Consider the following 23,484-nt stretch of genomic DNA (forward strand, 5'->3'; position numbering starts at 1 on the left):
AGCCCGGTGCCGCCGCGGATCGTCTGTGCAGGGAGCGTGACGGATGTCCCGCCCACGTGGTCACCCGGTGAGGCGAACCGGTAGCGTGGGCGCGACGTCCAATGGAACTGTGATGCTCCCAAGAACCGACGAGATGTGGTCCGCCGTCAGTGCGCGGTCCTGCACAGGTGAGGAATCGCGTTGAGTCAGCGCCGCTCGTACCCGAACTCCGGTGACTTCAACCTGGACGACCTGTTCCGCCCCGAGCCCGGCCAGCCCCAGGGCCAGCCGGGCCAGCCGGGCCCGCCGCAGGCCCACTCGGCGGTGCCGCCGGTGGGACAGCCCTCCGGGCAGCCGGAGTACCTCGGCGAGGGCGCGCACGCGCTGCCGACCCAGGCCATGCCCGCGCAGCCGATGCCCGGCCAGTCGATGGCGGGCCAGCCGATGCCCGCGCCGAACGCCCCGTGGGGCGCGCCGCAGCCCGGCTACGGCGCCGCGCAGCCCGGGTACGGTGCGCCGCAGCCCGATCCGGCCCCGGAGACCCAGTACCTGCCGCCCTACCCCGGCGGCGACCCGCAGACGGCCGGCTACCCGGCGGCGCAGGCCCAGCCCGGCTACCCGCAGCCGCAGCCCGCGCCCGGCTACCAGGCCTACCCGCCGGCCGCGCAGCCGCAGCCTGCCTACCCGGCGCAGGACTACCACCAGGGCTACGCCCCGGAGCAGGGGCAGGACTACGGCCAGGGCTTCGACGCGACCCAGGCCGGTGGCTCGGGGCGGGGCGGGCGTCCGTCCAACAAGCTGATCATCGGCGGTGTGGTGGCGGGCTGCGCGGCGGCCGGCATCCTGGTCGCCGTCCTGATGAACGGCGGCAGCGAGCCCACGGACGACACCAAGAAGACCGGCCCGGTGGCCGCCACCGCCGGCACCACCGGTACCGGCGCCCCCGGGACGGCGAGCGCGAGCGGCTCCGGCGCGGCCGTCGACCCGGACGTCAAGGCCCAGGCGCAGCCGCTGTCGGACCTGCTGGGCACCGCGAGCGACAGCCGCAGCTCGGTGGTCTCCGCGGTCGCCTCGGTGCAGAAGTGCGACAAGCTGCCCGAGTCCCAGCAGGCGCTGACCGCCGCGGCCGGCAAGCGGCGCGAGCTCCAGAGCAAGCTCGGCCAGCTGAAGACCGACAAGCTGCCCGGCGGCCAGCAGCTGGTCGACCAGCTCAACGCGGCCTGGACGGCCTCGGCCCAGGCCGACGACGAGTACGCGGCCTGGGCGCAGGACGCCCAGGGCGGCTGCGACGCGAAGAAGCAGGACAACCCGCACTACAAGAACGCCGTCCAGGCCAGCGGCACCGCGACCACCGCGAAGAAGCAGGCCGCCACGCTCTGGAACACGATCGCCGCCCAGAGCGGACTGCCGAACCGGAACGACGGCGACCTCTGAGCGGCGGCGCCCGCTGAGCGACGGCGACCGCTGAGCGGCGGCGGCCCCTGAACGACCGGAGGGGACGGGCCCGAGGGCCCGTCCCCGCTCCGCTCCGGGCGGCGCGCGTCAGGCCGGCGGACGGCCTCCGGTGAGCGTCCAGCGGATGTCCACGAAGCCCGGCTGCTGCAGGGTCATCCGGCCGTTCCTGACCACCTGGTAGGTGACCCAGGTGTTCACCAGCCGCGGCGACCCGCTGCTGGGCAGCATGTTGGTGGTGCCCCAGTTCAGCGGCGGGGTGATCCCGACGTCGATGACCTCGCCGCCGTCCAGCAGCGAGGAGACGGCCTTCGAGGAGACCGGCTTGCCGGCCTCCGTCAGCTTCTGCACCGCCGTCCGGAACACCTCGTACGCGACCCAGGTGGTCTGCACGCCCGGGTCGGAGACGTCGATCGGGTGCCCGTTGGTGGTGTCGGTGCGCACCACGGCGCGCAGCCCGTCCCAGATCTTCGCCGACTCCGGCGGGTACCAGCTGGTGACGTAGGCGCCGCCGAGCGGGCCGGAGTCGCCGCCGGTGGAGTCCACCACCGACTGCTGGACGCTGCCGATGATCGAGGCGATCCGGGTGTTCTTCGGGTTCAGCCGCCGGTAGGAGTCCAGCAGGTTGCCGGTCGGCTCGGCGGCCAGGGCGCTGGTGACGCAGGTGCCCGGCTCGTCCTTGCCGATCGCCTTGCGGACCACCGGGGTGTAGTCGGAGGACTGCTCGGGCGCCTTGACGTCCGTCAGCCGGATCCCGGCCGGCCGCAGCGCGGTGCCCAGGTAGCCGAGCAGGTTGTCGCCGGCCGGGGTGTCCGGGCGGACCAGGGCGACGGACTTGCAGCCGGCGTCCACCAGCTGGCGGCCGTTGCCCGCGATCAGCGCCGGCATGCCGCCGTCCACCGGGTAGGACAGCGGGCTGGCGAACTCCGGCTGGGAGAGCCCGTAGCCGCCGATCAGCGGGATGCCGGCGCGCTCCAGCACCGGCATGAACGCCTCGCCCCACTGGCTGTACGAGCCGATCACGGCGACCGCCTTGGCGTCCACCGCCTGCTGGGCGCAGGCGCGGGCACCGTCCACGGTGTTGTGCTCGTTGCAGGTGATCACGCGCAGCCGGTGGCCGTTCAGTCCGCCCTTGGTGTTGACGTCCTGGCCGATGGCGGAGGCGAGCGCCGTCATGCCCGGGCGGTCGGCGGAGCCGGTGCCCGCCGGGGCCCAGGTCATCACGGTCAGGTCGCTGCCACTGGTGGAAGCATCGGCCGATCCGCCGCACGCGGAGGCCGAGAAGAGGGTGGGGAGCAGGACCGCGGCGGTGGCGGCGGCTGCGATCGGGCGTCGGCGGCGGCGTCGCACGATCGGGGGACGGGCCTGGAAGGAGTCCCTTCGGCTGGTCATCGGTTTTCCCTCTCTGGGGCGCCCTCCGGCGCACCGGAGCAAGCCAAGCCCCGGCGCCGCAAGCCGAGAGGGCCGAAGTGCGAACGGACGGCAAACGGACGCCGAAATCCGGGGCGGTACGCGTGTAGATCGCGAGTGGAGCACGAACAGACGGGGAACGTACGATCGTTCACCATGTCCGCCAGCACAGATTCTTCGTATCGGTCCACCCGAAACCCTTCTCGTCCGGGCCACCGCTCCAGCACGATGGGCGGCATGCCGCTCAACGACCTGCCCTGGTGGCGCTGGCGAGCCCGAATGCGCTCGGCGCTGCACATGCTGTCCGACCCCGGTTTCCAGCACGAGGCCTGGCTGACCGGCCGGGAGGGGTACGGCGACGTGACCGACGCCGTCTACCGGCTGGTCGAGGACACCTGGCTGGACCACTGGTCGGCCGAGAAGTACGTCGGGACGATCTTCCGCGACGCCGCCGAGGCCGCGCTGGTGGACGTCGCGGTGCTGCGGGCCGTGCAGATGCTGCACGAGGTCGGTGCGGACGCGCCGGCCTCGGCCTACCTCGGCCACCCCGGCTGGCCGGAGACCGTCCGGGCCGCCCGCGAGGCGCACGTCGCGATGGCCGTGGGCGACGGGGACGACCCGGACGCGCCGCCGAAGTCGCTGGACGTGCTGCGCATCCTCACCCGGGTCTGACCGCCGGGCGCCGCCGTCCCGCGGTAGCAGCCGCCCCGCGGCAGCAGCCGTCCCGCAGTACGGGCAGCGGGACGGCGCATGTCCGGGATGTGACACGCTGGACCGTCCACGCACGTCACGACCTAGAACGGGATACCCCCAGTGCAGCAGCCGGCCGGCGCCCAGTACGTCCTCACGCTGTCCTGCCCCGACAAGCAGGGCATCGTCCACGCTGTCTCCAGCTACCTCTTCATGACCGGCTGCAACATCATCGACAGCCAGCAGTTCGGGGACGGCGACAGCGGGCTCTTCTTCATGCGGGTGCACTTCTCCGCCCCCGAGCCGGTCACCGCCGACAAGCTGCGGGCCAGCTTCGCCGCGATCGGCGCCTCCTTCGGCATGGACTGGCAGATCCACCCGACCGAGCAGCGGATGCGGATCGTGCTCATGGTCAGCAAGTTCGGGCACTGCCTGAACGACCTGCTCTACCGCACCCGGATCGGCGCCCTGCCGGTGGAGATCGCCGCGGTGGTCTCCAACCACACCGACCTGAAGGACCTGACCGAGAGCTACGGGGTCCCGTTCCACCACATCCCGGTCACCAAGGACACCAAGGCCCAGGCCGAGCAGCGGCTGCTCGACCTGGTCGCCGAGGAGAACGTCGAACTGGTCGTGCTGGCCCGCTACATGCAGGTGCTCTCCGACCAGCTGTGCACCGCGCTGTCCGGCCGCGTGATCAACATCCACCACTCCTTCCTGCCGAGCTTCAAGGGCGCCAAGCCGTACCACCAGGCGCACGCGCGCGGCGTGAAGCTGATCGGCGCCACCGCCCACTACGTCACCGCCGACCTGGACGAGGGCCCGATCATCGAGCAGGAGGTCGCCCGGGTCACCCACGACGTCAGCCCCGACCAGCTGGTCGCGCTCGGCCGGGACGTCGAGTGCCAGGCGCTGGCCCGCGCGGTGAAGTGGCACAGCGAGCACCGGGTGCTGCTGGACGGGACCCGGACGGTCGTCTTCGCCTGAGGCGCGGGGCGGCGCGGCGCGGCGCCGGGGCCCTGAGGCCCGCTACGGCCCGCTACGGCCTGGAGAGCAGCGGGAGCGCGTGCAGCACCTCGCGGACGGCGGCCCGGTCGCCGTGGGTGCCGACCGGCAGCCGGTCCGGGTCGCGGTGCGCCGCGGCCAGCTGGCACAGCTCCAGGCCGTCCAGCACCATCGAGGCCACCGGCTCGGTGCCGTCTCTGCCGGCTCTGCCGTCGGTGCTGTCGGAGCCGTCGGTGCGGAGGCCGTCGCCGTCGAGGGGGACCAGCCACTCGCCGCCCGCCGGGCCGTCGACCATCAGCCGCACCCGCCGGGCCGCCTTGACCCCGCCCACCGGCGCGGCCGGCACCCCGGCGAACTCGGGGCGGGCCGCGCGCAGCCCGGCCAGCGCCCGGGGGAGCAGCCGGACCACCAGCTCCACCATCTGCCGCAGGTGCTGCGGCGCCGGCGGGTCGTACGGGTAGGCGACCGCCCGGGCCACGTCCTCGCCGTGCACGAAGCACTCGAAGGCGCGGTCCACGAAGGCGTCGCGCAGCGGCAGCACCGCGAAGCCGTAGTCGACCGGGGTGTTGCCCTGCGGCCGGAGCGCGGCCCCGCGCACCAGGTCGTGGGCCTGCCGCCGCCAGCGGGAGCGCACCGACTGCGGTGCCAGACCGCGCTGGTCGGCGACCAGCCGGGCGGTGCGCGCGGTGATCGCGGCGTACGGACCGCCCTGCGCCGGGACGCGCGGCACCGCCGGACCGGCGGCCGGCTCCTGCGGCGGCACCCGCCGCCCGATCCGCGCGGCGGGCAGGCCCGGGGCGGCCGGCACCGGGTCGGGCAGACCGAGCGCCAGTGCCAGGAAGCCGTCCACCGCGGTCAGGTGGCCGAGCACCTCGGCCGGGCGCAGCCACTCGGTGCCGCCGTGCCAGGGCAGTTCGGCCACCTCCTGCCACTCCTCCGGGCCGAGGTCGCGCAGCAGCGCGTCGAGCTTGGCGGTCTCCGCCGTGTACGGCATCCCCCAGGCGGGGACGGGCAGTTCGGCCGGCCGACGGGCCAGGCACCAGTCGAGCACCTGCTGGCGCAGCGAGCCGGGCTGGTCCAGCGGCTCGTCCAGGGAGAGCCAGCCGGCCGCCTCGCGCAGCCGGGCCGCCTCCTCGGCGCACTCCCGGCAGTCGCGCAGGTGCTGCTCCAACTCGGCCGCCTCGCGGGCCGGACAGGCGCCGAGGGCCCACGCGCCGAGCAGCGAGCGCAGGGCGTCGTGCTGCTCCTCAGTGCTGCTCACGTCTCCCCGTCCCCGTGCCCGATTCCGTCCCCGGCTCCGTCCTGGCGGGCGCGCTCCTCGGCCAGTTCGGTGGCCAGCAGCTCCAGACCGAGCCGCATCCGCTGCTTGGCGACCTGTTCGCTGATGCCGAGCAGCCGGGCCGTCTCGTGGTAGGTGCGACCGTCGTAGTAGGTCACCGCGATGGTCTCACGCAGGGGTTGGGGCAGGGAGTCGACCACGTACTGCATCCGCGCGGCGGTGGCCACGGCGCGGATCTCGGCCTCCGCGCCCGGTCCGCGGTCGGCGGCCCGCCGCGCCCGCAGCCGTTCGACCGCGCGGTGGTGGGTCAGCGCGCCGAGCCAGGAGCGCAGCGAGCCCCGGGCGGGGTCGAAGTCCTCGGGGTGCTCCCAGACATGGGCGAAGACCTCCCGGGTGAGCTGGGTGGCGGCGGCCTGGTCGGCCAGTATCCGCCCGGCCAGGCCGTGCACCATCGGCGCGAGCTGGTCGTAGAGTTCGCCGAGCGCCGTCTCCTCGCCGCGGGCGAGGCGGCGCTGCAACTGCTCGTCCCAGCGCGGGGTCCGCTCCGGGGTGGCCATCGGGAACCACCCTCCTGACGGGTTCGCTGGCGTACCCAACGGTATCCCGCGGCCGGGCGGCGCCGGGGGCGATTCCGGCAAGAACGGAACCGTTCCCCACGGATCGCCGTCCTCCTGGACGTGCTCCCCGGTCCGGGCCGCCGACCCCGGGGCCGGACCGCCGTCCTCCGGGACCGGACCGTCGGATGGTGCGACGGTCGGTCGATGTGACGGCAGGGTCGGCGGGGGCGTCCGTCGGCGCCGCCGTACGAGCACCGTCGGACACGCGCCGCACGGGTGGTTCGCGAGTGGCGGGCGGGGCGCCCGGGGCGCGCGGCGGTAGGTTCCCGACCGCGGGACCGGCAGGTCGGCCCGGGTCGGACGATCACCGGTACGAGGCTCGCGAGCGTGAGCGGGACAGTATGCACCGCGCTGTCGCCCGATCGCCGGAATATGCCCGAAGCGCTTGCTGCGTTCCGTCCCCCCGCCCATCCTGAGGCGTATTCGTGTCGCGGCCGGTGCCCGACCGACGAGACGGCGCGGACGAACGGGCGCGGGCGAACGGATCGCGCGGGCGCCCGGGCACGGCTCGGGCGGCACCGGGCGACGGGCTCGGGCCCGCCGGCCGGTCCGGCCCGACCGGGACTCAGCCGAACTGCGAGTGCGGGTGGTGGAGCGGTGCAGGTTCTTCAGGTACAGCTGGCGGTGCAGGCTGACCCCGCCGAGGTCGGTCGGGCCCGCCGGTGGGTGCGCTCGCGGCTGCTGAACCACGGGGTGGACCCGGACGCGCCGATGGCCGAGACGGTGGTGCTGGTGGTCTCGGAGCTGGTGACCAACGCCGTGGTGCACACCGGCTGTCCGGCCGTGCTGCGGCTCTGTCTGCCGGTGGCCGACGGCCCGCAGGAGGGCGGCCCGGCCGCCCCGCTGCGGGTGGAGGTCGCCGACGCGAGCCAGGCCCCCCCGGCCCCGCGGCACGCGGGCGCGGACGAGGACGCGACCAACGGGCGCGGCCTGGAGCTGGTCGAACTGCTCTGCGAGCGCTGGGGCTGGTACCCGGACGGCTCGGGCAAGCGGGTCTGGTGCGAGATCGGCAGCGACGCCCGGCCGACCGAGCCGCTGGCCGACGTGGACTGGGCGGCTTTGGCGCAATAGCGGCTTTCGCGGCGGCCGTCCGCGGGTGCCGATCACCGGTGCTGATCACCGGCCGAAAGGTGACGCAACCATTCCGAATTTCGGACTACCCATTGACGTGACGTATCCGACTGATCACTCTTGGGTGCGGCGCTCCGTTGCGAGGGGACGCCGAGGGGACGTTCGTCCACCGTCGCGGTGCTGCTGTCCAGGGGATTCGTGCCAGCAGGGGGGATCGCGGACGGTCGGCCACGGGCCGCTCCTCGGCGAGTGCGGAGGGTGTGGCGCGGACTCAGGGCTCGCGCGCCGCGGTTGGATGGCGGCCTGCCGTGTCGCGCTCGCAGTGCGCTCGGCCTGCCGCCATCCAATGCGTCGCCCCCGTGCGACGGGATCCGGCCACCGGGCGGCCCGTTCCCAGGCTTCGCTCAGGAAGCCCGCCGGACAGGACTTTCGGCGACGGCGGGGCTCTGATGGCCGGTGCCGCTCTCGTGGCCGGTGCCGCTCTCGGGGAGGGCGCTGCTTTCGGGAAGGGCACGGAAGGTGCGCCGGTAGGCGCTCGGCGCGACGTCGAGCCGGCCGCGCAGCTGGAGCCGCAGCGAGGCGGCGGTGCCGAAGCCGGACTCCCGGGCGACCTGGTCGATCGTCAGGTCGGTCCGCTCCAGCAACTGGCGGGCCCGCTCGGTGCGCTGGGTGGTGATCCACTGGCCGGGGCTGGCCCCGGTCTCCTCCCGGAAGCGCCGGGTGAAGGTCCGTACGCTCATCCCCGCCCGGTCGGCGAGCTGCCGCAGCACCAGCGGCCGGTCCAGGTGCTCCAGCGCCCAGGCGCGCACCGCGGCGGTGCCGCTGTCGCCGGGGTCCACCGGGCTCGGGGCCTCCACGTACTGCTTCTGGCCGCCCTCGCGCCACGGCGGTACCAGGCAGTTGCGGGCCACCGCGTTGGCCACCGCGCTGCCGTGGTCGCGGCGCACCACGTGCAGGCAGAGGTCCACCCCGGCGGCCACCCCGCCGGAGGTGAGGACGTCGCCGTCGTCGGTGTAGAGCACGTCGGGGTCCAGCCGCACCCGGGGGAACAGCTGGGCGAAGCGCTCGGTGTAGCGCCAGTGGGTGGTGGCCGGGCGGCCGTCCAGCAGGCCGGCGGCGGCGAGCACGAAGGAGCCGGTGCAGATCGACATCAGCCGGGTGCCGGGCCGGATCCGGGCCAGCGCGGCGGCCAGTGCCGGGGTGAAGCAGGTGTCGGCGACGGCCGGGCTGGAGTCGGCGGAGGCCGGGATCACCACGGTGTCGGCCCGCTCCAGCAGTTCGGGCCCGTGGTCGACGACGATCCGGAAGTCGGCGCTGGTGGCGACCGGCCGCCCGTCCAGGGTGCAGGTGGCCACCTCGTACAGCGGCCGCCCGGCCGGGTCCTTGGCGCCGCCGAAGATGCGGGCGGGGATGCCGAGTTCGAAGGCGATCACGCCCTCCAGGGCGAGTACCGCGACCAGGTGTGCCATGCCGTCCCCTCGGATGTCGGTGGGTCCGGGCCAGCCTACGTCGGACCTTGGCCCGATTCTTGCGAAAGCTGTCATTCAGGCCACTCGTCCGGCGCCGGGCGGCCCGGAACACTCGTTCGCGTGACCGAACGCCGTGTCCTCGCCCCCGCCTCCCGCTCCGGACCGCCCGCCCCGGCCAAGCGCCCCCGGGTGCACTACGCCTGGGTGGTGGCCGCCGTCTCCCTGCTCGTCCTGCTCGGCTCGGCCGGCTTCCGCTCCACGCCGAGCCTGATGATGGACGCCCTGCACAACGAGTTCGGCTGGTCGCTCGGGACGATCTCCAGCGCCACCTCCGTCAACCTGACGCTCTACGGCCTCACCGCCCCGTTCGCCGCCGCCCTGATGGACCGTTTCGGGGTGCGCCTGGTGGTGGTCTGCGCGCTGCTGACCATCTCGGTCGGCGCCGGGCTGACCATGCTGATGCGCGAGCCCTGGCAACTGGTGCTCTGCTGGGGCGTGCTGGTCGGCCTCGGCAGCGGCTCGATGGCCGGCGCCTTCGCCACCACCATCACCGGCCGCTGGTTCCAGGCCAGGCAGGGCCTGGTCACCGGGGTGCTGACCGCCGCCGGGGCCGCCGGGAACCTGGTCTTCCTGCCGGTCGGCGCCTGGCTGGTCGAGCAGCACGGCTGGCGCTCGGCCGTGGTCGTGGTCTCGCTCGCCGCCAGCGCCGTCGCCGTCCCGGTCCTGCTGCTGATGCGCGAGCGGCCCGCCGACGTCGGCCTGCTCCCGTACGGCGCGACCGAGGCCCCGCCCGCGCCGGTGACCGAGGGCCGCGCCCTGACCCGCTCGCTGAAGGTGCTCCGGGACGCCGCCCGCACCCGGGCGTTCTGGCTGCTGGCCGGCTCCTTCGCGATCTGCGGCGCCACCACCGCCGGCCTGGTCGGCACCCACTTCATCCCGGCCGCGCACGACCACGGCATGCCGGTCACCACCGCCGCGAGCCTGCTCGCCCTGATCGGCGTCTTCGACGTGGTCGGCACCGTGGCCAGCGGCTGGTTCACCGACCGGGTCGACTCCCGGCTGCTGCTCACCGTCTACTACGGGCTGCGCGGCCTGTCCCTGCTCCTGCTGCCGCAGCTGATGGCCGGCACGCTCCAGCCGCCGATCCTCGCCTTCGTGATCTTCTACGGGCTGGACTGGGTGGCCACCGTGCCGCCGACCGTCGCGCTGTGCCGCCGGCACTTCGGCGGGGACGCCCCGATCGTCTTCGGCTGGGTGCTCGCCGCCCACCAGATCGGCGCGGCCGTCGTCGCCGGACTGGCCGGCCTGGCCCGCGACGCGCTCGGCAACTACGACCTCACCTGGTACGGGGCCGGCGGGCTGTGCGCGGTCGCGGTCGGGCTCTGCCTGGCGCTGCGCACCGGGCGGACCGACCGGGCGGTGCCGGCGCTGCCGTGACGGCCGGTGCCCCCGGGCGGGGTTGTCGTACCGGAGGTCTAGGCTCCGGTCCATGGCCGCCCTGACCTTCACCCTGGACCCGAAGCCCGACCCGGACCTGCGGACGGACATCGTCCGGCTGTGGGTCGACGTCACCAACGCCGGCGGGGCGGTCGGCTTCGTGGCGCCGGTCACCGAGGAGGAGGTCTGGGACACCGCCGACCACCAGTTCGCCGGGATCGCGCCGGACGGTCCGGACCGGCTGCTGGTCGCCCACGAGAGCGGGACGGGCCGGCTGGTCGGCGCGCTGTTCTTCGAGTCGATGCGCTTCGACCTCATGGAGCACTGGCGGATGCTCAAGCGGGTCATGGTGCACCCCGACTTCCAGGGCCTCGGGCACGGCGCCCGGCTGCTCGCCGAGGCCGAGCGGGTGGCCCGGGAGTGGGGCCTGGAGTCGCTGCGGCTCACCGCGCGCGGCGGCCAGGGGCTGGAGCGGTTCTACGCCCGCAGCGGCTACCGGGAGGTCGGCCGGGTGCCGGCCGCGATCCGGATCGCCCCCGGGGACGACCGGGACGACATCACCATGTGGCTCGACCTGCGCTGACGCCGGCCCCGGTCGGGCCGTCCGGGCCGGACCGGGTGCCCCGTGCCCCGTTCCGGCTGTCAGGCATGCTTGACTGGAGGACCGGCCCCAGCGCAACGAAGAAGGATGTGTCGAGTGACCAGCAACGGCCCGGAGAAGTCGCACGCCACGCTCCGCTACACCTCCATGCGGGTCAGCATCTTCCTCGGCTGCCTGCTGGTGGCCCTGCTGCTCGGGCACTTCCAGGTCATCCCGGTCAGCGGTGAGGCCGGCATGATCTTCCTCTTCCTGCTGGCCGCGGTCGCCTCCGCGCCGCTCAGCTACGCGCTGCTGGGCAGGCAGCGCGACGCGATGTCCGAGCAGATCAGCGGCAAGGTCTCCGGGATGCGCAGCCGTACCGCCGAGCGGATCGCCGCGCAGAACGCCGAGGAGGACGCCGCCGACGACGCCGCCCGCGCGGCCACCGCCGGCCAGAGCTGACCCCGGCCCCGCCCGCGAGCGCAGCCGCCGTGCCCGCCACCCGAGACTCCATGCCGTCCGAGCCGCCTTCCGCCGAGTCGCCCGAGCCGTCTTCCGTCGAGCCGTCCGAGCCGCCTTCCGCTGAGCAGCCGTCCGCCGGGCAGCCGTCCGTCGAGGCGGCGCTCGGCACCTGGCCGGCCCCCGTCCGCCGGCCCACCGGCCGGGACGTGGCCCGGCTCGCCGGGGTCTCCCAGGCCACCGTCTCCCTGGTCTTCTCCGGCGCCGAGGCCGGCCGACGGGTCTCCGAGGCGACCCGGGAGCGGGTCCGGGAGGCCGCCCGCAGCCTCGGGTACCGCCCGCAGGCGGCCGGCCGGCAGCTGCGGCTCGGCCGCAGCGGGATGATCCTGCTGGCCGTGCCGAACCTCCAGGGCCCGTTCTTCGGCCGGGTGCTGGAGGGCGTCCACGAGGAGGCCGGCCGCAACGGCCTGGCCGTCGTGGTCAGCTCCGGCTGGGGCAGCGCCACCCTCGCCGAGGCCGCCACCGCGGGCCGCTTCGACGGCCTGCTGATCTGCTCCCCGGACGACAGCCAGCTCGGCGAGCTGCCCGCCGACACCCCCGCCGTCTTCCTGGACGCCGACCCCGGTACCGACCGGGCGCGTCCGACCGTCGAACTCGACGTGGCCGGCGGGATGCGCGCCGCGGTCGAGCACCTGGCCGCGCTCGGCCACCGCAGGATCGGCCGGCTGCGCTCCAGCCACTCCGCGTACACCTTCCGGGTCCGGCAGGCCGCCTTCGAGCAGGCCGTCCGTGAACTCGGCCTGGACGTGGTGGAGTTGGGCGTGAGCCTGAACGACGGACATCGGGCCGCGCGGGCCGTCGCGGGTCGGCTGCTGGAGCGGGCGGACCGGCCGCGCGCGGTGCTCTGCGACGACGACGTGGTCGCCTCCGGCGTCTACCAGGCCGCCGCGGAGCTGGGGCTGCGGGTGCCGGAGGACCTGTCGGTGGTCGGCATGGACAACGTCGCGGTGGCCGCGCTGCTCGCCCCGCCGCTGACCACCGTCGACCTGCCGGGCGAGGAGCTGGGCCGGGCGGGCGCGGCCGCGCTGGCGGCCCTGCTGCGCGGGGAGCGGGTCGCGCCGGTCGCGCCGCTGGCGACCTCGCTGGTGCTGCGCTCCTCCACGGCGCCGGCCGGTTCGGCTTCGACAGGCTGATCACGGTCCGTCACCACTGGGCGGCGCCGCTCCGTCCGGATTGCCCCCGTATGGCCCTCAGGTGGCTCACAGATGCCCCTCGGACGCGTTCAGGATTGCTCCAATCGGGTGAATAATCCTCATTTACTCTCGCGCCGTACCTCCATTCGGATTAACAGAGGGTGAGATTCCAGGATGCGGACGCTCCGATCAATACCCTCACCCTCGTCCAAGGCGGGCCGGATGGCCACCGCCCTGGGCCTCTTCGCGGGCACGCTGCTCACCGGCACCCTCACCGTCCCGACCGCCCAGGCGGCCGTCGGCTTCACCAAGACGGTGGACAAGCCGACGGCGGCGCCCGGCGAGAACGTCACCTACACCCTGCGCTACACCTGTTCCGTCACCGACTGCGCCAACGGCCGGATCACCGACACCCTCCCGGCCGGGATGGAGTTCGTCGGCTGGACCCCGGACGCGAGCACCGTCGACGTCGCGGGCTCGACCGTCCCGGCGGCCGGCACCGTCGGCGGCACCCTCGACATCAGGCTCCTCACCCTCACCCCGGGGACCACCGCGACCGTCAAGGTCGTCCTCAGGTTCCCCAACTTCACCACCCCCAACGGCACCAAGGCCGTCAACTCGGCCACCCTGACCGCCGACGGCGAGCCCGAGCAGTCCGGCTCCGCCACCACCGGCGCCGTCGTCCAGCCCGACTACAAGGTCACCAAGGGAGTCCAGACCAGCAGCCAGGACGGCCGCTCGGTCACCTACCAGTTCAGCGCCTGCTCCACCAGCGGCGTCCCCAACGTCGACCTGGACGCGAGCCGGCTGGTCGACACCCTGCCGCCCGGCGCCGTCGTCGACACCGGCCGCTCGCCCGGCTGGACCCAGGACCCGGGCAACCCCGACCGCTGGGTGTTCGACATCGGCGCCTTCCGGGCCGGCAACGGCCAGGCCGGCTGCCGCAACCCCGGCGTCCTGGTCGTCAACTACCCCGACCCGGCGTTCCCCAGCGGCACCACCTCCACCAACTCGGTGGTCCTGCAGGGCGACCCGCTCGGCCCCGAGGGCATGCGCGACCTGTCCGACGCCACCGCCGTGTCCCCGGTCTTCCAGCCGCCGACCACCGGCATCCAGGTCACCGCCTCCAAGGTCTGGCAGGACCGGGTGGTCTCCGGCGACATCGCCTCCTTCAGCCTCCACGCCGTCAACACCGCCGGCCCCGTCACCCGCCTGGTGATGACCGACCCGGGCGGCGGCACCACCACCGGCCTCTACAACTGGCTGATCCCCCAGTCCATCCAGCTGGAGGCCTGGAACCCCGCCACCATCGGCCTCACCCTCCAGTACCGGCTCGACGGCGACCCGACCTGGCGGACCTTCACCCCCGGCAAGCCGTTCGACGGTTCGGGCAGCCGCCGGATCACCTTCGCCGAAGGCGCCGGGAACCCGGCGAACGACGTGCTCGGCCTCCCGGCCGGCCGCCGGCTCGACGGGCTGCGCTTCGAGTGGAACGGCCCCGTCCCCACCGGCTGGAGCCCCGGCAACGCCGTCCAGGTGCTCGCCCAGGTGGTCACCCCCGGCCACGACGGCCGCACCGCCCCCGGCCCGCTGCACAACTGCGTGGACGTGACCGGCACCGACGCGGCCGGCGCCACCGCCTCGGCGAACGCCTGCGCCGACACCACCGTCTCCGGCGCCACCAACCTGGGCGCCGCCAAGACCACCGTCTCCGGCGAGGTCCTCGCCCCCGGCGGCATCGCGACCTTCCAGCTCACCCCGTACAACCGCACCGGCCGCACCCTGGGCACCCCGCTGGTGATGTACGACCTGCTGCCGCCCGGCCTCGTCTACCAGGACGGCAGCGCCCGGCGCGACCCCGGCTACCCGGAGTCCGTCGCCCCGAGCTCCGTCCAGGTGCTGCCCGGACCGGACGGCCGCCAACTGCTCAAGCTGACCTGGCCGGCCGGCGCGCCCGACATGACGTACCTCAACGACCACCGGGCCTACCGCACCCTGATCGACGTCCAGGTGGCCGGCAGCGCCAGGCCCGGGACCCTCACCAACGACGCGTACGTCACCACCGAGGGCGCCGGGGAACCCGTCGCCTGCTCCTACTTCGGCACCGACAGCGGTGTCCCGGACACCCACGACCTCGACGGCGACGGCAACACCACCGAGACCATGTGCCACGCCTCCTCCCGGGTCGAGGTGCAGGTCCCGGCCGTGCTGCGCTCCTTCAAGGAGGTCAAGGGCGATCTCGACCAGGACTACGCCACCACCGGCACCACCACGCCCGGCGGCGGCCTCTCCTACCGGCTGACCGTCCGCAACGACTCGCCGGACCCGGTCACCGACTTCGTCGCGTACGACAAGCTGCCCACCCCCGGCGACTCCTACCTGCTGCGCCCGGACGTCCCGCGCGGCTCCGCCTGGACGCCCTCGCTCACCCGGCCGCTGACCTCCAGCGACCCGACCGTGGCGATCGAGTACACCACCTCGCCGAACCCCTGCCCGACCGGGCCGATCACCGTGCCCGGGCCGTGCGACGCGAACGCGAAGTGGAGCACCGACTTCCCCGGGCCGGGCAACACCACCTGGTTCAAGGTCAGCCGGCCGGGCACCCTGCCGTCCGGCGGACTGTTCACCCTGACCTGGCCGATGGTCGCCTCGGTGGACGCCGGCAACGCCGACTTCGCGTGGAACAGCTTCGCCTACACCGCCACCGACTCCACCGGCAGCCCGCTGCTGCCGGCCGAGCCCGCCAAGGTCGGCGTCGGCGTCCAGGCGCCCGCGCCGCCGGACAACGCGCTCGGCGACCACGTCTGGGCCGACCGCGACGGCAACGGCGTCCAGGACCCCGGCGAGAACGGGGTCCCCGGCGTCCGGGTCGAGCTGCTGGACGGGACCGGACAGCCGGTCCGGGACAAGCTGGGCAAGCCGGTCACCACGGTGACGGACGCGGACGGGAACTACCTGTTCGACAAGCTGCCGGACGGGGAGTACGCGGTGCGCTTCGACCTGACGACCGCTCCGGCGGGCGCCAGGGCCACCACGCGGCACGCGGGGAAGGACCCGGCGCGGGACTCGGACGCCGACCCGGCCACCGGGACCACCCAGACCGTGCGACTGTCGGGCGGGGCCCGGGACCTGAGCCTGGACCTGGGGCTGGTGCCGGCGGACGAGCCGACGCCGACGCCGACGCCTACGCCTACTCCGACTGCGACCCCGACTTCGACGCCTACGTCGACTCCGACGGGTTCGCCGACGCCGACCTCGTCGCCGACTCCGACGAACTCGCCGTCCCCCACGGGTTCGCCGACGCCGACCGGTTCGCCCACGGGTACGCCCACGAGTACGCCTACCGGTTCGCCGGCACCGACGGACTCGACCTCGCCGTCGGGCGGCCCCACCGGCGGTCCGTCGGACGGCCCCTCGAACGGTCCGTCGTCGAGCGAGCCCCCGAGCACGGGTGAGCCCGGCGCGCCGTCGCAGGATCCGCAGCGGCCGTCCCCGGACCGGGATGGCGGCGAGCTGCCGCACACCGGTGGGCCCGGTCTGCTGCCGGCCGCTCTCGGCGCCGCCGCCCTGGGCCTCGGCGTGCTGTTCACGGTGGTCGCCCGGCGCCGTCGGGGCCGCCACAGCTGACCGCGCGTGGCTGATCACCCGTAGGTGAAGGACAGGAAGGACAAGACCGCGCCCGCCGGCCAGACCACCGGCGGGCGCGGTCGTTCGTGGGGGCGGGTCAGCCCACCGGGACGGGCTGCTCGGCGGGGGCGACCGGCGCCGGGTGGAACCAGCGCCGGGCGCCGAACAGCAGCAGCCCGCCGAGCGCGATGCCGCCCACCGCGCACAGGGCCACCGGGCGCAGCGAGTCCTCGGCGAGCTTGCCGGAGACGGCGTAGCCGAGCGAGTTGCCGGTGGCGAACAGCGTCACCAGCCAGGCGAAGGCCTCGGTGACGGTGCCGGTCGGCGCCAGTTCGGCGACCAGCACGAACGCCGCCGCCAGCAGCGGGGCCAGCATGATCCCGGAGAGGAAGGCCAGCGCGGCCATCGGGTACGGCCCGGGCAGGGCGATCAGCGGCAGGTAGGAGGCGGCCATCGCGAGGGCCATCATCCAGGTGCGGGTGGCCGTGGTCTGCCGCCAGCTGACGGCGCCGTAGGCGAGTGCGCCGAGCAGGCCGCCGAGCGCCGCCAGGGCGAGCAGGGTGCCTCCGCCGCCGGGCAGCGCGCCGACGTTCCGCTCGGCGTAGGCGATGAACAGCACGTTCTGCGCGCCGACGGCCCAGCCGGCCCCGGCCAGTCCGACCAGCAGCAGCACCAGCCCGGGGGAGCGCAGCGGTCCGAGCAGTCCGGCGGACTGTTCCCGGGCCGGGGCGCGCCAGGACCGGGCGGGTCCGGTGGTGGCCACGATCAGCGCGCCGGCCAGTCCGAGTCCGGCGGCCACCCAGAGCGCGGCGACCGGGCTGAACAGTCCGGAGATGGCGGCGACGGCCAGCGGGCCGGCCACGTAGAGGATCTGCTGGGAGGCGGAGTCGAAGGCGTACGCGGTGTCGAGCTGCTTCTCCTCGACCACGTCCGGCCAGAGCGAGCGCAGGCAGGGCTCCAGCGGGGGCATGGCGAGGCCGGCGATCGCGGCCCCGAGCGGCGCGCCGATCGCGGAGCCGGGGGCGAGGGCGAGCAGCGCGTACCCGCCGCCGGCCACCACGGCGGAGGCGAGCAGGACGCGCGGCTGTCCGGTGCGGTCGATGATCCGGCCGAGCACCGGCCCGCCGACGGCGGCGGCGATCGCGTAGCAGGAGGTGGCCAGTCCGACCCGGCCGTACGCCACTCCGGCGTCGCGCAGCGCGAGGGCGATGACGAGGGCGGTCATGCCGGCGGGCAGGCGGCCGAGCAGGGTGCCGAACAGCAGGCGGGTGACGTGCGGGGCACGGAGCAGGGCGAGGTAGCCCATCGGCGTCCTCTCCGGGTGGGCAGGCAGGGGCGGGGACGCCGCCAAAGTTATACGTATAACCGTTCAGCGGTCAATCGGACCATCGAGCCGTCCTGATGGGGCGTCAGCTTCGTTCGTGTCCGGAGCGCGGGTTCGCGGCGGGGTTCGGGTGGGCAGGAACTCTCCGTGACCTCAAACAAGTACTTTGAACATCTCAAACCTTTGCTGCTAACGTATCGGCCATGACAGCCTCAGACGCACTGCGGATGCACGGCCCGGGCCCGCTGCCCGGCGCCGCCCGCCCGTGTGCTCTGACCGGTGCTGTGGACAGTCCGCGCCGTTGTCGCGCCATGGGCCGTTGCCGCGCCATGCGCTGTACCGCCCCGAGCTGTACCGCGGCGGCACGCCCCTGATCGGGGGCCGACCCCTTCGTCCGGCCCCGCGCCGTGCCGCCTGCTCCGCCCCCACCTCACCGTCAGCAACGCCCTCCCCCGGAGACGCTCCCCCATGTCCACAGCGCCCGAGGCGACCTCGTCGCCGTCCGTGCTCGCCCGCATCCGCAAGACGCCCTTCTGGGTGCAGATCGTCGCCGGCCTCGTGCTCGGCGTCGGCCTCGGCTACCTGGCCCGCGCCGCCGACATCTCCTGGCTGGCCACCACCCTGGAGACGATCGGCAAGATCTTCGTCCAGCTGCTCAAGGTCGCCGTCCCGCCGCTGGTGTTCACCGCGATCGTGGTGAGCGTCGCCAACCTGCGCAACGTCACCAACGCGGCCCGCCTGGCCACCCGCACGCTGCTCTGGTTCATGATCACCTCGCTGATCTCGGTCGGCATCGGCATCGGCCTGGGCCTGCTGACCAACCCGGGCGAGGGCACCAACCTGAAGACCGAGGGCCTCAAGGCGCTCGACTCCAAGGGCACCTGGATCGACTTCCTGACCGGGATCTTCCCGACCAACATCGTCGACTCGTTCGCCAAGGTGAACGTGCTCCAGATCGTCTTCCTGGCGGTCGTGGTCGGCGCGGCGATCATCAAGCTCGGCGCCAAGGCCGAGCCGGTCCTCAAGCTCAGCGAGTCCGTGCTGGAGCTGACCCAGACCGCCCTGTGGTGGGTCATCCGGCTCTCCCCGCTCGGCACCCTCGGCCTGATCGGCAAGTCCGTCGCCAAGTACGGCTGGGACCTGCTCAAGCCCTTCGCCACGCTGACCCTGGACATCTACCTCGGCTGCGCGCTGGTGCTGTTCGTCGTCTACTCGCTGGTGCTGCGCTTCGCCGCCGGGCTCAACCCGCTGCACTTCTTCAAGGGCGCCTGGCCCGCCATCCAGCTGGCCTTCGTCTCCCGCTCCTCGGTCGGCACCCTGCCGGTCACCCGCCGCGTCACCGAGCGCCTCGGCGTCCCGAGCGAGTACGCGTCCTTCTCCGTGCCGTTCGGCGCCACCACCAAGATGGACGGCTGCGCCTCGATCTACCCGGCCGTCGCCGCGATCTTCGTCGCCCAGGTCTTCAACATCGAGCTGGGCATCAAGGACTACATCCTGATCGCCTTCGTCTCGGTGGTCGGCTCGGCCGCCACCGCGGGCCTCACCGGCGCGATCATCATGCTGACGCTGACCCTGTCCACCCTGGGCCTGCCGCTGGAGGGCGTCGGCCTGCTGCTCGCCATCGACCCGATCCTGGACATGATGCGCACCGCGACCAACGTCGCCGGCCAGGTCGTCGTGCCGATCGTGGTCGCCGCCCGGGAGAAGATCCTGGACGTCGCCGCGTACAACAACCCGTCCGGGGACCTGTACGAGGAGGACGCCAAGCCGGCCGTCGTCGCCGCCCAGGGCGGAGCGGCCACGGCCGCGGCCTGAGGCTCGTTCGGCCTCCGGTCCGGCCGCTCAGCCGGAGGCCGAATGCCCGATCGGACGCCAGAGGGGACGTCCGATCGACCGGACGGAAAGGGCCCTCTCCCGGTGACGGGGGAGGGCCCTTTCCGCATTCCTTTTCTCCGCACCCGAACTTCCCGGCCCGAACCGCCCGTTCGATGTTCGAGTGACGTTCGAGTGGAGTTCGGCCGGAAGGCGTTCGAAAAAAGGCAGGGGGCCCGCCGGACGGGCGGGCCCCCTTGGGTACTGCTCTTGTGCTCATGGTGGCGGCTGTCGGGAGCCGCCGGCGGACCCGTCGGGGTCCACGAGCGATCAGATCATCAGAGGATGGTCAGACAGCGGTGACGTTCTCCGCCTGCGGGCCCTTCGGGCCCTGGGTGACGTCGAAGGTGACCGCCTGGTTCTCCTCCAGCGAACGGAAGCCGTTCGCGTTGATGGCGGAGTAGTGGACGAAGACGTCCGGGCCGCCGCCCTCCTGGGCGATGAAGCCGAAGCCCTTCTCAGCGTTGAACCACTTGACGGTTCCCGTGGCCATGCCGTTCTCCTTGCGAGGCGTGTCGGGGGCCACACCGTGTGGCACCCGGTCCGCTGCGCTGATCGCCCTGCCTCCGGACGTGTCCGAAATTTTTCGATATTGCTGAAAAACTACAAAAAGCCTGCGGTTACATGCTCCGCAGGCTTCAAGTACTGCAAGGGGAATCAAACTGCAACTGAGGGCAACGCTAGCATGCGGCCGCTGTGACGACCAGAGGTCACTTACGGCGTGGAAGGCGCGTGTCGTAGGGCGGTCCTGAGGCGCTCACAGGGGCCGGGCGCAAGGCTGTTGCGGGTGTTCGCCGGGTCGGTTGCCGGGCGGCCGTCGGCCGGTCGGGAGGGTGTGCGTCAGGCCGTTCGTCAAGGTGGGGGCGGGCGCGGAAAGGCCCGCCGGCGGCGCGTGAGGGCGTGTCGGGTGGCCGGTGCGAGCCACCGCCGACAGCAGGCATACGCTGCGGGGAGGCACGAACAGCAAGGGAGCGGCGCAGTGGCAGCACCGGAAGCACGAACACCGGACGCGCGGACGCGGGAGCCCCGGCAGGACACCCCGGTCAGGCCGCGGGTCGGCCACATCCAGTTCCTGAACTGCGTCCCCCTCTACTGGGGGCTCGCCAGGACCGGCAACCTGCTCGATCTGGATCTCACCAAGGACACCCCGGAGAAGCTGAGCGACCAGCTCGTCGACGGCGCCCTGGACATCGGCCCCATCACCTGCGTGGAGTACCTGCGCAACGCGGAGGACCTGCTCGTCCTGCCGGACATCGCGGTCGGCAGCGACGGCCCGGTGATGTCCTGCCTGATCGTGAGCAAGGTGCCGCTCGCCGACCTCGACGGCCGCCGGGTCGCCCTCGGCTCCACCAGCCGCACCTCCGTACGGCTCGCCCGACTGCTCCTGGAGGAGCGCGAGGGCGTGCGCCCGGACTACTTCAGCTGCCCGCCGGACCTCAGCTCCATGCTCGCCGAGGCCGACGCCGCCGTCCTGATCGGCGACCCGGCCCTGCGCGCCTACCTCGGGCAGGCCGCCGACCTCGGGCTGACCGTCCACGACCTCGGCGAGATGTGGAAGGAGTGGACCGGACTGCCCTTCGTCTTCGCGGTCTGGGCGGTGCGGCGCGAGTTCGCCGAGCGCGCCCCGGAGATGACCGCCGCGGTGCACCGGGCCTTCCTGGAGTCCCGCGACCTGTCGCTGGTGGAGGCCACCAAGGTCGCCGAGCAGGCCGCCCGCTGGGAGACCATCGGGGCGGACGTGCTGGAGCGGTACTTCAGCGAGGCGCTCGACTTCTCGCTCGGCGAGCGGCAGCTGGCCGGGGTCACGGAGTTCGCCCGGCGGGTCGCGCACGACAGCGGGTTCGCCCCGGACGTCGCGGTGCGGCTGCTGGAGCCGGCGGCGCTGCCGCTGGGGTCGTAGGGCCCGTCCTCGCCCCCGCCCGCGGGGCGACGGGAGTGTGACGACGGCCCCCCGGGGGCGCGCGGTCCGGCTCCTGGCCCCGTTCCGGTCCGCGGGCCGGGCGGGGCCCGGCCGGGCCCGGTACGGTCTGCACCCGAGGCGCGTCCGGCTGACGGTCGGTCGGCCGGCCGACCGGACGGCTGACCCGGGGGGTCGGCCGGCCGGGTGGCCGCTCGGCCCCCGGCGGTCGGCGGTCGGTGGTCGGCGCGCGTGGCCGAGCGGGCGAGGGAGCGTACGGGGATGCGGGCACTGGGGTCGGACGATCCGCGCCAGGTGGGCGGCTACCGGCTGCTGCGGCGGCTCGGCGCGGGCGGGATGGGCCGGGTCTACCTCGGCCGGACGGCCGGCGGGCGCACCGTCGCCGTCAAGGTGGTGCGGTCGGAACTCGCGGACGACGCCGAGTTCCGCGCCCGGTTCCGGCAGGAGGTGGCCGCCGCCCGGCGGGTCGGCGGCGCGTGGACCGCGCCGGTCCTGGACGCCGACACCGAGGGCGGGCAGCCCTGGGTCGCCACCGGCTACGTGGCGGGCCCCGCGCTCGGCGAGGCCGTCCGGACGTACGGGCCGCTGCCCGAGCCGGCCGTGCGCTCGCTCGGCGTCGGACTCACCGGGGCGCTGGCCCACGTCCACGGGCTCGGCCTGGTGCACCGGGACGTCAAACCCTCCAACGTGCTGCTCACCCTGGACGGGCCCCGGCTGATCGACTTCGGGATCGCCCGGGCACTGGACGCCGCCGGCGGCCTCACCCGTTCCGGTTACGTGGTCGGTTCGCCCGGCTTCATGTCACCCGAGCAGGCGAACGGGCAGGCGGTCGGGCCGGCCGGGGACGTCTTCTCGCTCGGCGCCGTCCTCGCCTTCGCCGGGTCCGGCGTGCACCCCTTCGGAGAGGGGGTCAGCGCGGCCGTGCTGCTCTACCGGGTGCTGCACGAGGAACCGGACGTGGCCGGACTGCCCGAGCCGCTGCGGGGGACCGTCCTCGCCTGCCTGGCCAAGGACCCGGCCGCTCGCCCCACCCCGCGGCAGCTCCACGACCGGCTGGACCCGGACGGCACGGCCGCCACCCGGCTGTCGCACGGCGGCTGGCTGCCGGCGGAGCTGGCGGCGGGGGTGGGGCGCAGTGCGGTGGGGCTGCTGGACCTGGACCTCGACTTGGACCCGGACTCGGACCCGGAGGGGATTCCGGGGGCTTCGGGGGAGCCGGCTCCGGAGGCGGGTGCTTCCGGGGTGGTGCGGACTCCGACCGTCGCATCCGGGGGCGGGCCGGAGGGCGAGGGGGATCGGCAGCCGCTGTGCTCGGGTGTCTGGGACGAGCCGGCGGGGGCGCGGCCGCGGCGCGTCCGGCCCGGGGTGGCGGTCGTGGCGGCCGTGACGGCGCTCGCGGTGCTCGGGGGCGGCGGGTACGGGCTGTACGAGTGGCTGCACCGGGCCGAACCGGCGGCCTCGGGGCCGTCGCCGACGGTGGGGCCGCTGCCGGAGGTGTCGGTCGATCCGAGCCAGGCCGTCCTGCCGAGCGGGGCCTTCGGCTCCGGGGTGGCGTCGGCCCCCGGTGCTCCGGGGAGCGCGACGCCGCCCGCCCCGGGCGCGGCGCCACCCGGGACGGGCGGGCCGAGCGTGGTGCCCGCCGCCTTCCTGGGCACCTGGAGCGGGGACATGGTCACCGACAAGGGGCTGCCCGCCGGGACCACCACGCTCACCGTCCGTCCGGCGGCGATCGGTCAGGAGAGCACCACCAGCCGCAACGCGGCCTCCGGGCTGATCTCGATCAGCTGCGAGGGCGCCTGGACGCTCAGGTCGGCCTCCGCCACTGTGCTGGTGTTCCAGTCCCGGCTGGTCCGCTCCTCGATCCCCGGCGCCTGCACCGGCGGCTCCAACGCGGAGACGCTCACCCTCCAGTCCGACGGGACGGTCCGTTTCACCTCCGCCGACCCGCCGGCCGGGAACCCGGCGGGCACGATGCGCAGGGCGAACGGTTGAGGCGTGGTCCGAGCTGCTCGGGGCTGGTCCGGGGTGCTCCGCGCGCTGTTCAGCGGGCTGACGCGGGCGGCGGAATGTGCTGGCGTAGGCTGGTTCGGCCGTACCCGAGT

At 74.1% G+C, this 23,484-nt stretch carries 18 protein-coding genes; 12 read left to right on the forward strand and 6 right to left on the reverse strand.

The window, feature by feature from the left end; genetic code table 11:
• The first annotated feature begins 180 nt into the window (after window positions 1–180).
• Complete coding sequence (locus tag ACWDCZ_RS07180; protein WP_049649969.1) at window positions 181–1,413, forward strand: hypothetical protein; 1,233 nt, start codon at window positions 181–183, stop codon at window positions 1,411–1,413.
• A 108-nt stretch (window positions 1,414–1,521) separates the two neighbouring features.
• On the opposite strand, the gene ACWDCZ_RS07185 is transcribed toward ACWDCZ_RS07180, so the two are convergent.
• Window positions 1,522–2,823: an ABC transporter substrate-binding protein gene (locus tag ACWDCZ_RS07185; protein ID WP_117489146.1), complete on the reverse strand. Its 1,302-nt coding sequence runs from the start codon at window positions 2,821–2,823 to the stop codon at window positions 1,522–1,524.
• A 255-nt stretch (window positions 2,824–3,078) separates the two neighbouring features.
• On the opposite strand from ACWDCZ_RS07185, the gene ACWDCZ_RS07190 reads away from it, so the two are divergent.
• The gene (locus ACWDCZ_RS07190) at window positions 3,079–3,513 is read left to right on the forward strand and encodes an SCO4402 family protein (RefSeq protein WP_234348233.1); all 435 of its coding nucleotides are present in this window, start codon (window positions 3,079–3,081) and stop codon (window positions 3,511–3,513) included.
• Window positions 3,514–3,654: 141 nt separating this feature from the next.
• On the forward strand, window positions 3,655–4,518 hold the full coding sequence (purU, locus tag ACWDCZ_RS07195; RefSeq protein ID WP_449815432.1) for a formyltetrahydrofolate deformylase: 864 nt from the start codon (window positions 3,655–3,657) through the stop codon (window positions 4,516–4,518).
• A gap of 52 nt (window positions 4,519–4,570) precedes the next feature.
• Here purU and ACWDCZ_RS07200 read toward each other — a convergent pair whose 3' ends face one another.
• Complete coding sequence (locus ACWDCZ_RS07200) at window positions 4,571–5,797, reverse strand: zf-HC2 domain-containing protein (protein WP_416874894.1); 1,227 nt, start codon at window positions 5,795–5,797, stop codon at window positions 4,571–4,573.
• Window positions 5,794–6,372, reverse strand: a complete 579-nt coding sequence (locus tag ACWDCZ_RS07205; RefSeq protein WP_074005505.1) for an RNA polymerase sigma factor — start codon at window positions 6,370–6,372, stop codon at window positions 5,794–5,796. Before ACWDCZ_RS07205 ends, ACWDCZ_RS07200 begins: the two co-directional genes overlap by 4 nt.
• 657 nt (window positions 6,373–7,029) lie before the next feature.
• On the opposite strand from ACWDCZ_RS07205, the gene ACWDCZ_RS07210 reads away from it, so the two are divergent.
• A complete protein-coding gene (locus ACWDCZ_RS07210) occupies window positions 7,030–7,503 on the forward strand; it encodes an ATP-binding protein (protein ID WP_049658191.1) in 474 nt (157 codons plus the stop codon).
• A 404-nt stretch (window positions 7,504–7,907) separates the two neighbouring features.
• Here the strand turns inward: ACWDCZ_RS07210 and ACWDCZ_RS07215 are convergent, their stop codons facing one another.
• Entirely contained in the window at window positions 7,908–8,972 is a 1,065-nt protein-coding gene (locus tag ACWDCZ_RS07215) for a GlxA family transcriptional regulator (protein ID WP_449815433.1), read from the reverse strand.
• A gap of 120 nt (window positions 8,973–9,092) precedes the next feature.
• Here ACWDCZ_RS07215 and ACWDCZ_RS07220 point away from each other — a divergent pair, with 120 nt between their 5' ends.
• From ACWDCZ_RS07220 to ACWDCZ_RS07240, 5 genes are all read left to right on the forward strand, one after another.
• Entirely contained in the window at window positions 9,093–10,409 is a 1,317-nt protein-coding gene (locus ACWDCZ_RS07220; protein ID WP_074005507.1) for an MFS transporter, read from the forward strand.
• A gap of 52 nt (window positions 10,410–10,461) precedes the next feature.
• Entirely contained in the window at window positions 10,462–10,992 is a 531-nt protein-coding gene (locus ACWDCZ_RS07225) for a GNAT family N-acetyltransferase (RefSeq protein ID WP_416874891.1), read from the forward strand.
• Between the two features lie 114 nt (window positions 10,993–11,106).
• The gene (locus tag ACWDCZ_RS07230) at window positions 11,107–11,451 is read left to right on the forward strand and encodes a DUF4229 domain-containing protein (RefSeq protein WP_369808350.1); all 345 of its coding nucleotides are present in this window, start codon (window positions 11,107–11,109) and stop codon (window positions 11,449–11,451) included.
• A 29-nt stretch (window positions 11,452–11,480) separates the two neighbouring features.
• Window positions 11,481–12,641, forward strand: coding sequence for a LacI family DNA-binding transcriptional regulator (locus ACWDCZ_RS07235; protein WP_449815434.1), 1,161 nt, complete (start codon window positions 11,481–11,483; stop codon window positions 12,639–12,641).
• Between the two features lie 222 nt (window positions 12,642–12,863).
• On the forward strand, window positions 12,864–16,268 hold the full coding sequence (locus tag ACWDCZ_RS07240; protein ID WP_449815435.1) for an SdrD B-like domain-containing protein: 3,405 nt from the start codon (window positions 12,864–12,866) through the stop codon (window positions 16,266–16,268).
• A 97-nt stretch (window positions 16,269–16,365) separates the two neighbouring features.
• On the opposite strand, the gene ACWDCZ_RS07245 is transcribed toward ACWDCZ_RS07240, so the two are convergent.
• Complete coding sequence (locus tag ACWDCZ_RS07245) at window positions 16,366–17,574, reverse strand: MFS transporter (RefSeq protein WP_449815436.1); 1,209 nt, start codon at window positions 17,572–17,574, stop codon at window positions 16,366–16,368.
• Window positions 17,575–18,060: 486 nt separating this feature from the next.
• Here ACWDCZ_RS07245 and ACWDCZ_RS07250 point away from each other — a divergent pair, with 486 nt between their 5' ends.
• A complete protein-coding gene (locus ACWDCZ_RS07250; protein ID WP_049655677.1) occupies window positions 18,061–19,407 on the forward strand; it encodes a dicarboxylate/amino acid:cation symporter in 1,347 nt (448 codons plus the stop codon).
• A gap of 346 nt (window positions 19,408–19,753) precedes the next feature.
• Here the strand turns inward: ACWDCZ_RS07250 and ACWDCZ_RS07255 are convergent, their stop codons facing one another.
• Window positions 19,754–19,957, reverse strand: a complete 204-nt coding sequence (locus tag ACWDCZ_RS07255) for a cold-shock protein (protein WP_045692393.1) — start codon at window positions 19,955–19,957, stop codon at window positions 19,754–19,756.
• A gap of 486 nt (window positions 19,958–20,443) precedes the next feature.
• On the opposite strand from ACWDCZ_RS07255, the gene ACWDCZ_RS07260 reads away from it, so the two are divergent.
• Window positions 20,444–21,364 carry a menaquinone biosynthetic enzyme MqnA/MqnD family protein gene (locus tag ACWDCZ_RS07260; RefSeq protein ID WP_380776138.1) on the forward strand — a complete coding sequence of 307 codons (921 nt, stop codon included), beginning with the start codon at window positions 20,444–20,446 and terminating at the stop codon, window positions 21,362–21,364.
• A 279-nt stretch (window positions 21,365–21,643) separates the two neighbouring features.
• On the forward strand, window positions 21,644–23,374 hold the full coding sequence (locus tag ACWDCZ_RS07265) for a serine/threonine-protein kinase (RefSeq protein WP_449815437.1): 1,731 nt from the start codon (window positions 21,644–21,646) through the stop codon (window positions 23,372–23,374).
• The last annotated feature ends 110 nt before the right edge of the window (window positions 23,375–23,484 follow it).

Source organism: Kitasatospora sp. NPDC001225, assembly GCF_053597855.1.

Coding starts and splice junctions, on each gene's coding strand:
- ACWDCZ_RS07185 (WP_117489146.1), bottom strand. CDS start 2,823: ATGACCAGCCGAAGGGACTCCTTCCAGGCCCGTCCCCCGATCGTGCGA.
- ACWDCZ_RS07190 (WP_234348233.1), top strand. CDS start 3,079: ATGCCGCTCAACGACCTGCCCTGGTGGCGCTGGCGAGCCCGAATGCGC.
- ACWDCZ_RS07205 (WP_074005505.1), bottom strand. CDS start 6,372: ATGGCCACCCCGGAGCGGACCCCGCGCTGGGACGAGCAGTTGCAGCGC.
- ACWDCZ_RS07215 (WP_449815433.1), bottom strand. CDS start 8,972: ATGGCACACCTGGTCGCGGTACTCGCCCTGGAGGGCGTGATCGCCTTC.
- ACWDCZ_RS07225 (WP_416874891.1), top strand. CDS start 10,462: ATGGCCGCCCTGACCTTCACCCTGGACCCGAAGCCCGACCCGGACCTG.
- ACWDCZ_RS07240 (WP_449815435.1), top strand. CDS start 12,864: ATGGCCACCGCCCTGGGCCTCTTCGCGGGCACGCTGCTCACCGGCACC.
- ACWDCZ_RS07245 (WP_449815436.1), bottom strand. CDS start 17,574: ATGGGCTACCTCGCCCTGCTCCGTGCCCCGCACGTCACCCGCCTGCTG.
- ACWDCZ_RS07250 (WP_049655677.1), top strand. CDS start 18,061: ATGTCCACAGCGCCCGAGGCGACCTCGTCGCCGTCCGTGCTCGCCCGC.
- ACWDCZ_RS07255 (WP_045692393.1), bottom strand. CDS start 19,957: ATGGCCACGGGAACCGTCAAGTGGTTCAACGCTGAGAAGGGCTTCGGC.
- ACWDCZ_RS07265 (WP_449815437.1), top strand. CDS start 21,644: ATGCGGGCACTGGGGTCGGACGATCCGCGCCAGGTGGGCGGCTACCGG.